Annotated in this window: 13 protein-coding genes; 5 read left to right on the top strand and 8 right to left on the bottom strand. The window is 40.1% G+C overall.

Annotated elements, in window-relative coordinates; genetic code table 11:
• Positions 1-172: 172 nt before the first annotated feature.
• Positions 173-460, top strand: coding sequence for a YggT family protein (locus tag O9324_RS08285; RefSeq protein ID WP_002750032.1), 288 nt, complete (start codon positions 173-175; stop codon positions 458-460).
• Between the two features lie 4 nt (positions 461-464).
• On the opposite strand, the gene gshA is transcribed toward O9324_RS08285, so the two are convergent.
• The 8 genes from gshA to O9324_RS08325 form a co-directional block, all read right to left on the bottom strand.
• Entirely contained in the window at positions 465-1,619 is a 1,155-nt protein-coding gene (gene gshA, locus O9324_RS08290; RefSeq protein ID WP_288139937.1) for a glutamate--cysteine ligase, read from the bottom strand.
• A 39-nt stretch (positions 1,620-1,658) separates the two neighbouring features.
• Positions 1,659-2,051, bottom strand: a complete 393-nt coding sequence (locus O9324_RS08295; RefSeq protein ID WP_002773152.1) for a pre-16S rRNA-processing nuclease YqgF — start codon at positions 2,049-2,051, stop codon at positions 1,659-1,661.
• Between the two features lie 357 nt (positions 2,052-2,408).
• Positions 2,409-2,705: a hypothetical protein gene (locus O9324_RS08300; protein WP_288139938.1), complete on the bottom strand. Its 297-nt coding sequence runs from the start codon at positions 2,703-2,705 to the stop codon at positions 2,409-2,411.
• A 74-nt stretch (positions 2,706-2,779) separates the two neighbouring features.
• Positions 2,780-4,726, bottom strand: a complete 1,947-nt coding sequence (locus tag O9324_RS08305; protein ID WP_288139939.1) for a pentapeptide repeat-containing protein — start codon at positions 4,724-4,726, stop codon at positions 2,780-2,782.
• 5 nt (positions 4,727-4,731) lie between these two features.
• On the bottom strand, positions 4,732-5,016 hold the full coding sequence (locus O9324_RS08310) for a DUF2103 domain-containing protein (protein WP_002765337.1): 285 nt from the start codon (positions 5,014-5,016) through the stop codon (positions 4,732-4,734).
• A gap of 2 nt (positions 5,017-5,018) precedes the next feature.
• Complete coding sequence (clpS, locus tag O9324_RS08315; protein WP_002765336.1) at positions 5,019-5,312, bottom strand: ATP-dependent Clp protease adapter ClpS; 294 nt, start codon at positions 5,310-5,312, stop codon at positions 5,019-5,021.
• A 55-nt stretch (positions 5,313-5,367) separates the two neighbouring features.
• Positions 5,368-6,501, bottom strand: coding sequence for a glycosyltransferase (locus O9324_RS08320; protein ID WP_288139940.1), 1,134 nt, complete (start codon positions 6,499-6,501; stop codon positions 5,368-5,370).
• Between the two features lie 95 nt (positions 6,502-6,596).
• A complete protein-coding gene (locus tag O9324_RS08325) occupies positions 6,597-7,259 on the bottom strand; it encodes a 4'-phosphopantetheinyl transferase family protein (RefSeq protein WP_002787968.1) in 663 nt (220 codons plus the stop codon).
• Positions 7,260-7,369: 110 nt separating this feature from the next.
• Between O9324_RS08325 and O9324_RS08330 the strand changes: the two genes are divergently transcribed.
• From O9324_RS08330 to O9324_RS08345, 4 genes are all read left to right on the top strand, one after another.
• Positions 7,370-8,311: a serine hydrolase gene (locus O9324_RS08330; protein ID WP_288139941.1), complete on the top strand. Its 942-nt coding sequence runs from the start codon at positions 7,370-7,372 to the stop codon at positions 8,309-8,311.
• 366 nt (positions 8,312-8,677) lie between these two features.
• The gene (locus O9324_RS08335) at positions 8,678-10,027 is read left to right on the top strand and encodes an AAA family ATPase (protein ID WP_288139942.1); all 1,350 of its coding nucleotides are present in this window, start codon (positions 8,678-8,680) and stop codon (positions 10,025-10,027) included.
• Positions 10,028-10,705, top strand: coding sequence for a ParB N-terminal domain-containing protein (locus O9324_RS08340; protein ID WP_288139943.1), 678 nt, complete (start codon positions 10,028-10,030; stop codon positions 10,703-10,705).
• Positions 10,706-10,983: 278 nt separating this feature from the next.
• Positions 10,984-11,442 (top strand): Uma2 family endonuclease (locus O9324_RS08345; protein ID WP_288139944.1); only part of this gene is annotated, 459 nt, incomplete at its 3' end.

Below are 11,442 nucleotides of genomic sequence, written 5' to 3' on the forward strand. Positions count from 1 at the left end.
AAAAGTATAAGTCAAGTCTGGCTGGTTTGTCAAGCCCTATGGGAACTTTTTCTGGCGGCATTTTTACCCGGGAGGTTGACAAGAATAACTGGCAGGGTGCTGGAGTGATTATGAGACAAAAACTGTTATATTGTAGGGAAAATAATCGGTAAAAAAGACGGGATTAGAGACTATGGACACAGCGATCGCATTAAGTTGGACATTGGGAATTATCTTAGGGTTGATGACCCTTTTGTTTATCTTACGGATCGTGCTGACTTGGAATCCACAGGTAGATTTAAATAGCTTTCCCTTTAATATTATTGCCTGGCCCACAGAACCTTTTTTAATCCCCGTGCGTAAACTCATCCCCCCCTTGGGAGGAGTTGATATTTCTCCAATTATTTGGGTGGGAATTTGTACGCTGCTGCGGGAAATTCTTCTCGGTCAACAGGGTTTAATTACCATGGCCCTAAAATAATTATTTAAGCGACTAGAATATGCTGACATAATTTATGTTCTAACTCTCGTTCCTGTTTTTCTAGGGTAATAATCGCCTGTTTGATAATACTTTTAACATCCATACCCTGGTCGGATTGTTTTAACCATTGTTGTGCAGTGTTCCCCTCGCGGAGGATTTTTTGTAGGGGAGAGAGGAAACAACTAAAACCCTTTTCTTTAGCAACGGGATAAACTTGAACATAGAGGTCTTTAATCCAATCCCTAGCCAAGATTTCCCGGCCATCGTACCAATGTCTCAGGGTGGCATCAAGACTAAAACGCGCGGCTGCCTGTTCGTTTTCCTGGGTTAAAGTTAATAAATCCTCGCTGCGATTGCTGCTGGGTAATTGACTTAAAATTAGGGGGTCTAATTGGGGATCTTGTAAAAGTTGAGTTAAACGGGCCTCTAAAAAAGCCATAACTGCTAATAAACTAATAGGATCAGCAATCAGGTCACAAATTCGCAATTCTAGACGATTGAGATTATAGGGACGATTGCTACCGTTAGGACGTACCGACACCCAGAGATGACGAACATTCTGCATCGTACCGAGTTTTAATTGTTCCTCGGTCCAGGTGACAAAATGTTTATGACTTTCAAAGAGGGGAACATCAGCGGGAGTTTGGGGGAAAACTTGCCAACGACGGGAATGGGAACCGGTGATTTTACCATCGAGAAAAGGAGAGGAAGCGCTTAAAGCCAAGTATAAAGGAGCTTCTAGGCGAATTAAGCGACAGGCACGCATTAAATCCTCATAATCGCTAATACCGACGTTAATATGAATACTGGCCGTGACCACATTAGTGCCGTAGGTCTGTTCGATATAGTTATGATAGGGATTGTGGGGGTCACTGCGATAAAAATGTTGACTATCACCCAAGGAGAGGGTACTGCCAGGAATTAGGGTATAATCCCCTAAACGACGCAAATATTGCCGTAGAGCTAGACGAGGTTTTAAAGTAGCGCATAAAAGACGGTCATAGTTAGTCATGGGAGCCGTAGTATATTCCACGTTACGAGTATCTGGTTCCCGGACAAAACCATCCAAATCCTTGACAATGCGATCGGATAAACCGATAATTTCTCCGGCTGCTGTTCCGGTGTACATTTCCACTTCAAAACCTTTACTTAGGAGCATCGTCAATTCACCCTGCTGTGTCTATTTTGTAGTTTGACATTATTTGGACTGTAAATGACGTTCGATCAGTAGAATCGCTACTATATCATCAATGGGGCGATCGGGAAGACGCATACCTTGGGGGATGAGTTTCTGTAATCCTTTGGGGGGAAACATAAGCCAATAGCGATCGCGCGCTTCTAGGGTACTATTGCGTTCATCCACTAGAGTAATCGGGATGGTGACACGAGCGGCAATTTTTTCGCGCCAACTTTTTGAGGTGGTTTGATTCCCCATCACCAATAATTCGATCGGATATTGTTGACAGAGACTGGCTAAACGCTCGATCGCTTGTGACGATGCTATCACCTCATGGGTATAAATTTTCCCTGTCGATGACCTGACTGCGATCCCACATTTGTCCTTACCCGGATCAAAACCGAGAATACACATAGTTTTTATCTCCTGCAGCAGTGGTCGGTTTTATTAAATCAATAAATTAGAGTGTTGGGTTTTGGGGTTTTCAGTTATCAGTTATCAGATTGCAGTTTTAAGTGGACAGTGTTAGGTGAAAACTGCCGATTACTGTTTACTGTTCACTGCTCACTGATAACAGCAGCAAGGGAATTCCAAAATTCATTGGTTCAATTATACTGTGACTCTTGCCGATACAGTCACTACCATAATATTATGGTAGGAGCGCCTAGTGGTCAGTGAGTTTATCGAACTGCGTGCGCCGAAAATGTAATATAGATATTTCGACCAAATTGAGATGCATCGTTGGGTTTCATGCTTCAACCCAACCTACGTTCATCTTGTATTTAATTCCACCCACCCACTTAACTCGCTGATAATGTTAGTATCACACAGGAAGGGAAGGTCATTTAAGCTTTCTGCAAATGGATTAGAACGATCTTGGCGAGGAGGAACTTCTATAGTATAGTTTTCTTCAGCACAAATTTGTCGCAATTCTGCTAAAGCTTGGACTAGGTTATCAAAATCTGTTTGAGTTTCATGGGCAGCTAATTTCTTTTTTAAGAGCAATCTTTCTTCTTCAGAAAGGGATTGGATAATTTGGACGAGAGATTCAATCAATTTGGCATTCATGGTTTTTCCTCTTTCCACTCATATTTCGGCTCCTCAAAACGAAAAGATAACTACTCTATTTCAATTTTTACAGTTTATTTTAAATAAATCAAGAGATTTAACCCTGGAATCGTGCGGGAGAGAGTCCAGATAAGGAGAGTGATATAAAAGATGCCGATACCCCATTGATACCAAACTAAAAAGGAAACAATAGCGGGTAATTCTCGATCGCGAACTCGCCAATCATTAAAGCCTAATTTTAGCAAATTATTGAGACTTAAATCGTAATAATTTAACCAATTCCAACGCTTTTGCCAAGGAATAGGAGTATAACGATCGCGAAAGAGGGGAAATTCGGGAACCACGGGTAAACGGGTGATTAATAAGCGTAATTGTCGCATACTACCATCTTGCAGGAAATAGGAACTATCCATTAAATCGTGATAGCGTCCCCGACGATAAAGTTCGATAATTAAAATTAGGGGTAAGGGGACAAGAATTAGGGCAATAGCTGTTAAAGTTAGGAGAGGACGACTGGCAGATTGCAGGATATTAAATACACCGGAAAGGGTGAGAATAATATAGCTAGTTACCATACAAAAGATTTCATAACGATTGGGAATTACTGGTTTAGGAGTGAGACGACGCACGCGATCAATTAACCAAAATAAACAGCCAAAATAGGCAAAAATTATGATTCCTGTGCCGAAAACTAAACTAAAATTTGTACCATCTTGACTTAAGAGTAATAGTAAAGCAAGGAAAGAAGTATGCAGAAAATCAGCTAACCAAGTGAGGTTAATTAGGCGAATAATTGAGATATTCTTCAGTTTTTGTTTTAACTGTTGAACTCGCAATTTTTCGGTTTTGTATTCAATTTGATTGGCATCAGCAATTTGTTCTAGGGAGCGAAAATTACGAACTAAATTTCTTAAAACTGTTTCATTTCCTGCTAGGGTTGGTAAATAAATTGCTTGACCAATTACTCCTCTATCTCCTAGTATTTTCGCTTTATCGGAATCAAAAGCTAATCCTGATACACTCAAATAACTATTTTTAGTAAAAGTGGAATTACTAAAATCTACCTGATCTAAAAGCTTCACATCTTGAAAACTAACCACACCATTAAAATAACTAGACCGGAAAGCGCCCGATTTTTCAAAAGTGGCATTTCTAAAAGTTAATAAACTTAAAAATCTACTCTTAGAAAATAGCGGACGATCTCGCCATTGACTTTGGGAAAAATTGGCTTCTTTTTCCCAGAAAGTACGGGTAAAATATGCGGGTTTATCGTATTTGGTTTGATCAAAATAAGCTTCGGCAGTAAAATGACTGCCATGGAAGTTAGTAATACTTTTAAAATGGGCCGTGCGAAAGATAGCTTTATTTAAAAATTGACTTTGACTAAAATTTACATCTCCCATAAAAGTGGCTTTGCTAAATTTCGCCACCCTAGCAAAACGCGATTCTAACCAATTACTTTCACGACTAAATTTTGCTGCCATTGCTTCGACAATTTGCAGAAAAAAAGTCTTAGAAAAGTCCACTTCTCCCATAAATACGGTTCCCTGCAACTTCACCGGTCCGCGAAATACTGTGACATTAAAAACCGGTTCATCGCTATCGAATAAAAAATTTTCGTCCTGTTGTAATAACTGTTCTTCCGTGGGTGATAATAAAGTAGCGAGAGCTACTTTTGTTAAAGGAGTCGGTAAACCCAGACGGGAAGCGATAAAATTGCCTTGAATTAAGGAATTACTAAAATCTAAACCTAGGGGTTGTTTAGCGCGATTAATTTGACCTTGAATCTGTTGATAAAATTGTTCTTGTAGTTCTTTATTTTCATCGCGGATGTCGATAACTAAATTGGCTAAATCGATAGTAGTCATCCCTTCTTTAAGGACGGGTGCGCTTAAACGTTCCTGCAATAAAGTTACTGTTAAGGGAACCCTATCCACTACTGCCAAACTAGGGAGAGAATGTAAACAGAAAAACAGAAAAAAAATAATTAGTAACCAGCAGCCTTTCAACAACGCACCCACGACAGTTATTTTCCTAAACAAGCTTGGATAGTCATTTCTAAGTCCTCTTGGTTTAAATCGGTGATAACAAAGACTTCCTGCACACTTTTTCCTGTCCTCGCAATCAGCTTAAAACCACCACGAATCGGCACCGATATCCGCAATTGTAATCGCGGACAATGACCTTTTGAGCGAGAAAGTACCCCGGGGGTGACAGTGGTGATTCCTTGATAGGTAATTAACTTTTCTAATACCGCAATCAACCCCGGGATATGAGTAGAATGATTCCAAACTAAGCGACCATTATTCATAATTAGGCGGCCTCTAGGGGAGCCATGGTTAATCCTTCCCGTCGCAATTGTTGGTGATAAAGTTCCGCTTGTTCCTGGGGACCTGTCCAGACAATTGCCTGTCCTTGGTAGTGAACTTGATTAGTTAATTCCCAAGCTCGATCGGTAGTCATATCCGGGATATATTTAATTAAACAATTGGCCACATGATCGAAGGTGTTAAAGTCATCGTTGAGAACAATAACTTTATAGTTGGGATAAGTCTTTTTGACAACTTGAGTGGACTTATCTAAGGTGGTACTAGGTGCGCTGGCCATAAAAGTTACAATAGGTCAAGGTTTTTGCGGTTAAATTCGAGCATTTTGACAACAATTAAGCGGCAAAAGCCACAGAATTATTATGCAAAACTTGGTGATAGTAATTTAATAACTGTTTGGTGGCCGCTTGCCATGCCCATTTTTCCGCTTCTAGGCGCGCATTTCGTCGTAATTCCTCTCTTTCTGCCTTGGCGGTTAGTAATCTTTGGGTGGCACTAATTAAACCCTTTTCATCCCTAGGATCGAAGAGATGACCATTAACTCCATCGGTGACAATATCGGGAATTCCCCCCGAATTTGCCGCCACTACCGGACAACCGGCAGCCATGGATTCTAAGAGTACCAAACCGAGGGTTTCTGTGCGTGAGGGAAAAAGAAAAGCATCTGCGGAAGCAAAAGCGGAGGCTAATTCTAACCCCTGTAAATAACCGACAAAATGGGTATTTGTGTCGGCAAAATGACTTGTTAAAGCTTCCCGATGGGGACCGTCTCCCACAATGGCAAATCTTGCTTCGGGAATCGCTTCTAAGACTGGTTTAATGCGATCGATTTCTTTTTCGGCCGACACTCGACCAACGTATAATAAGAGAGGACTATCGGGGTTATTTTGGGATAATTTCAGTCTCATAGCCTGGGATTTTAAATGAGGTTGAAATAATTCCGTATCGACTCCCCTTTGCCAAAGCTCTACCTTTTCAATGCCACGACTAGATAATTCTTGTACCATAGCAGTGGAAGTGCAGAGATTTAAACTTGCTTGATTGTGGGCCAATTTTAATAATTCCCAGAGTAATCCCTCTAGGGAACCTAACCCATAGTGTTGTAGGTATTGGGGGAGATGGGTATGATAGGAAGCGACGAGGGGAATGTTCATAGTTTTGGCAAAATAAATGCCTCCCACCCCTAAAATAGCCGGGTTAACCACATGAATAATATCAGGTTTGAACCTCTCTAAAGCTTGACCGACGGAAGGCCGGGGGAAAGCCATTTTTAATTCCGGATATAGGGGTAAGGGAATCCCTGTAACTCCATGAATCTTAGCACCTTTGTACTCTTTTAAACCGCCATCGGGAGAGAAAACCAATACCTGATGACCTAATCTTTGTAGGTGTTCCACGGTATGTTTAAGACGGGTGACAATGCCATCGATTTTCGGTAAGAAAGTTTCTGTAAAAAGAGCAATTCGCATAGAGAAAACAAGGTTAAGTAATAATTAAGGGCAAGCTTTTTGAGATAGCTAGGAATAATTACTGAATTTCTCAAGGCAATTAACTCCCCAATTAATCATAGATCAGAAAGGCCAAAGGTTTTAATCACTCGATCGCTACCTTCGATAACCACCGTCGCTCGATAATTATCGCCGATTGCCGTTGTCCATAATTGCCATTCCCCCGCCACATTGTCTAATTTTAAGGGATTAAGGCCCACTTCCACTCGATCGAGTCCCCCGCTAATTCCCGTTCCCAGTGCCTTTAAATAAGCCTCTTTTGCCGTCCATAACTGAAAAAATAACTTTTCCTTCTCTGCGGACTTTTCAACAAGCTCATGTTCCCTAGCACAAAAAAACCTTTTTGTCAAGCTATCTAAATCTTTCACCTCGCGCATTTTCTCTAAATCTACCCCGATGCGAGCGGTTAAAGTCAAGCCACAGATTGCCATCTCCTCGGAATGGGAGAGATTAAACTGCAATTGGTAGTTAATACTCGGTTTTCCCCGTTCACTGTAGATAAACTCGATTTTTTCGGGACTTATGGCCAAATATGACCCTAAAATCTCCCGTAAACATCCCCTAGCCACCAAAAAACGCCGCTTGTGTTGGGGAAAATGGTAACGATTAGCTCTAATTATTTCATCTTCCGAGAGCAAAGAAGCCAGTTTTTCTCGTCTATCCCCAGAGGGATCGAGACTGATAAAATAGAGATGAACCTCATCGGTAGATATAAACATTAAACTCAGAAGCGATCAAATAATTAATTATCGGTAAATTTTACCGTAAAATGAGAATTGCCGACTCAAGAATTTATCCACCTTCTAACTCTTGACTTTGCAGCACACCTATGAACTTTTTTCATACTGAAGACCACCTCCAACAGTTCGGTACAGATATTTTAGAAACAACTTGGCGAGAATTTACCCAATTAGCTCAAGAACAAATTGCCCTAACTTGGATAGTATATGATCCTCCTGTTATCGTCAACACGGGGGGAGCAATTTCTCACGAAGAATTCTGGAAATATTCCCCCCGCGGATTTAGCTATCGCGGACAAGAAAGAACCTATCCCGCTAGTTTAGTGAAATTATTTTATCTAGTAGCGATTCATGAGTGGTTAGAGGGGGGGATGATTGCCGAAAGCAGCGAATTAAATCGCGCCATTCGTGACATGATTGTTGACTCTAGTAATGATGCTACCAGTTTAGTTGTAGATCTGGTCACGGGAACCACTAGCGGTCCAGAAATTGCCGCCGGTCCCTTTGAAACTTGGAAGCAACAACGCAACATAGTTAATCGTTATTTTCAATCCCTAAATTGGCCGGAATTAGCGACAATTAACGTTAATCAAAAAACTTGGTCTGATGGTCCCTATGGACGTGAACGCGCTTTTTTAGGGGAATTAATGGAGAATCGCAATATGTTAACTAGCAATGCAGTGGCGCGTTTAATTCATACTATTGTTGGGGGGATTGCGGTTTCTTCCCAACGTTCCCAGATGATGATGTCTTTACTAAAACGTAGTCTTAATCCTGCTGATTGGACAAGTCAAGGAGATGATACACAAATCTTAGGATTTTTGGGACAAGGATTACCAGAAAATAGTCAAATTTGGTCAAAAGCTGGTTGGACAAGTCAAGTACGTCACGATGCAGCCTATATTGAAATTCCCCATCATACTCCCTATCTATTGGTGGTATTTACCGAGGGAAAAGATAACAGTCAAAATCGCTCAATTTTACCTTTTATCTCCCAGAAAGTAGCCGAGAAAATTATGCAGTTCAATTAATTTAACCTGTGGGTAGGATGGTTTTCTCTGTCATTGTCAAAAGTGTTAGATAAACATCCTACTGTCATGAACCCGTAAATTTACTGATGTGCATCTCAATATATAGCTTTTCTGGGATAGATGGGGTTTGTTCTTGCAGCTGAAATACTCGATTAAGTAGGTGGGTGGAATTAAATATAAGATGAACGTAGGTTGGGTTGAAGCATGAAACCCAACGTCCGCTCATGTTACGCTACCGCTAACCCATCCTACCAATAATTGTGCCTCCCCACTTAAGTAAGGATTCAGTCTGTGCTTCACCTTGACGGGAAGGGCTGTCATCATTTAAACTAACAATAAGTTGTTCTTAAGTATTTCCTCAAATATGTGACTTTTAACCCTCACCATTGTCATAACGAAAGGGAAGTGGAGAGTAAACTAATTGTTCAGTATTTACTCCCCAAACTAGGCTACAATGCCGAACATTGGTATCAACAAGTTAGCTTCGGTAAAGTCCGCTTAGATTTCCTTGTTTCCGCTCAAAAACCTATCAACAAAAAGCAGTTTGTATCCTCTCACTGTCTAATTATCGAGGCTAAAAATCCCAGAGAAAAGCTCACCAATCATCGTCATCGTTTAGGTTATTATCTTAACTACTTTAAAGTGCAGTGGGGATTATTAACTAATGGTTATGAAATTCAACTTTATCAAAGGAAAACCGATAAAATTTATTTAGTTTTTAGATGTTCTGGGTTAGAAATTGCCGCTCACTTAGAAAAGTTAAAATCTCTGATTGGCTACGAAACCTTATCCCTAGGTATTCCACCGCTCAATTCTCCAACAATCAACCACAGAAACCCCATGAAAACCATCGCAATTTATCATCATAAAGGTGGTGTTGGTAAAACCACCGTCGCTACCAATCTAGCGGCAGCTTTGAGTAAAAAAGGCAAGCGAGTATTATTAATTGATATTGATGCTCAAGCTAATAGTACCTTTGCCGTTGGTTTAATTAAGTTTCAATTCGATGATGACGATGATTTAAAAGATAAAAATGTCTTTCATTTACTAGATAACAGTAACCGCATTTTTATTGAGAATATCGTCAGAAAGTCTCAAGGATTCAATCATCCAGAAATTGATGTTATTCCCTCTCACATATCTTTAATTGCTAACCAAGCTAAAATTAAAGATAATGCGGCGGTATTTGCTAGATTGGCAAGAAAATTAGAGAAAGTAAATAATCAATACGATATTGTAATTATTGATGCACCTCCCGCACTTGATTTATATGCACGCATTGCTTTAATTGCAGCTGACTATCTGATAATTCCTTCAGATCTTAAACCATTTTCTAATCAAGGATTAGATAGCGTTAAAAACTTTGTTCAAGAGGAAATCAATGAAAGTCGTGGAGATTTGGGTAAACCAACCCTACAAATTTTAGGCGTTTTACCTTCCAAAATTTCCACCCACGCTCAATACTTAAGATATAATTTTCCCAAACAAAAACAAGTGATTCCAGACAAATATAGTTTACCCTTGATGGAATCAACTATCTCGGAAAGAATGCCTTTATCTCGCTGTATAAATCAATACGTTACCGTGGGAGATTTAGAAATTCCTGCCCCCCAATCTATAATGGATTATGCCGAAAATCAAGGCGATGCGGGAGTATCAGCAGCAGAATTTGAAGCCTTAGCACTGGAAGTTTTAGCTAAAATAGGAGTTAAATAAATGTGGAAATTTTTACGAGTCGATATTACTGATATTAATCCTTCCGTTCCCAGAGAAACCTTCTCTCAAACTGAATTGGAGAATTTAGCCAATCTTATTATTGAAATGGGTGGACTTATTCGCCCTGCTATTCTCAAAAAAGCTGATAATAAAAAAGTTGATGAACGTTATGATATTATCAGTGGAGATTTAGAATATTATGCTTCTGTTATCGCCAATCAGAAAGTTCCTGACATCGAGATGATTAACGCTTTTGTGGTTGATAAAGAAGCGGAGAATATCGCTTTACAGCAAATGCAGTTATTATCTCCTTCTCCTGGGTTAATTACCACGCCTGAAAAAATAGATAATCCTCTAGAATTGAGGATTAGTAATCTTGAAAAACGATTAGAAACCCAGTTACAAGCAATCCGAGAGGAGTACCAAAAAGAAATCAAAAGACTGGAAGAAAAAATTATTATTCCTCTTCCTCCTCCTCCTCCTTCTAAGTCGATTTTAGAGCTTTTGAATACCTGTGACGCTAATCAACTTAAAAAAGCGGGAATAAATAGAACAGTTACCGCAAATTTTCTAAAGGAGAAGCCCTTTGTTTCTCTTAATGATATGACTGATCGAGTAGATAAAATGGGGGTAGTAACTCTGAGCAAACTTATCGATTATTTGCTGACTTCTAATTGATTTTTGTGGGTGTGTTGAGCTACTTTAACACACCCTACCGATGGATGTTATAATAATGGAAGATCAGGAAAAAATCCCGATCCGATAGCGGGCAAAGATTAACTAAGTAGGTAGGTGTTAAAAATTGTCAGACACCCCCCTTATCAAGGGGGGCAGGGGGGATCCCCCCGCCTATCGGCACCCCCCTTAATAAGGGGGGCAGGGGAGATCAAGGGCAAAATCTATCTTCTATTTAATTAGAAACACTTACCTAGAAGACGGGTGAAAAGAGAAAAATTATGATAATTACCCCAGTAATAGCTGCTTCTTTAACAATTCCTCCCCTAGAAAACGGCGATAAATTAACTCGATGGGAATTTGAACGACGTTATCAAGGGATGCCCCATCTCAAAAAAGCGGAATTAATTGAAGGAATCGTTTATATGGCATCTCCCCTTAGATTTGAAAGTCACGCCGAGCCTCATGCTAATATGATCGGATGGTTAGCTCTCTATAAAGCGGCGACTCCCGGTGTTAGATTGGGTGATAATGCCACCGTGAGATTAGATATTGACAACGAACCCCAACCGGATGCCCTATTAAGAATTGACAAGGGGGGACAATCGACAATTAGTCAAGATGATTATGTAGAAGGAGCGCCGGAATTAATTGTCGAAATTGCCGCTTCTAGTGCTTCCTACGATGTTCATCAAAAATTAAATGTTTACCGTCGCAATCAAGTCCAAGAATACCTAGTC

The organism is Microcystis sp. LE19-84.1B (assembly GCF_027531875.1).
Lineage (GTDB): Bacteria > Cyanobacteriota > Cyanobacteriia > Cyanobacteriales > Microcystaceae > Microcystis > Microcystis panniformis.

Excerpts from the sequence above, each read along its gene's own strand:
- O9324_RS08285 (WP_002750032.1), top strand. The coding sequence starts at position 173 with ATGGACACAGCGATCGCATTAAGTTGGACATTGGGAATTATCTTAGGG.
- gshA (WP_288139937.1), bottom strand. The coding sequence starts at position 1,619 with ATGCTCCTAAGTAAAGGTTTTGAAGTGGAAATGTACACCGGAACAGCA.
- O9324_RS08295 (WP_002773152.1), bottom strand. The coding sequence starts at position 2,051 with ATGTGTATTCTCGGTTTTGATCCGGGTAAGGACAAATGTGGGATCGCA.
- O9324_RS08300 (WP_288139938.1), bottom strand. The coding sequence starts at position 2,705 with ATGAATGCCAAATTGATTGAATCTCTCGTCCAAATTATCCAATCCCTT.
- O9324_RS08310 (WP_002765337.1), bottom strand. The coding sequence starts at position 5,016 with ATGAATAATGGTCGCTTAGTTTGGAATCATTCTACTCATATCCCGGGG.
- clpS (WP_002765336.1), bottom strand. The coding sequence starts at position 5,312 with ATGGCCAGCGCACCTAGTACCACCTTAGATAAGTCCACTCAAGTTGTC.
- O9324_RS08320 (WP_288139940.1), bottom strand. The coding sequence starts at position 6,501 with ATGCGAATTGCTCTTTTTACAGAAACTTTCTTACCGAAAATCGATGGC.
- O9324_RS08325 (WP_002787968.1), bottom strand. The coding sequence starts at position 7,259 with ATGTTTATATCTACCGATGAGGTTCATCTCTATTTTATCAGTCTCGAT.
- O9324_RS08330 (WP_288139941.1), top strand. The coding sequence starts at position 7,370 with ATGAACTTTTTTCATACTGAAGACCACCTCCAACAGTTCGGTACAGAT.
- O9324_RS08340 (WP_288139943.1), top strand. The coding sequence starts at position 10,028 with ATGTGGAAATTTTTACGAGTCGATATTACTGATATTAATCCTTCCGTT.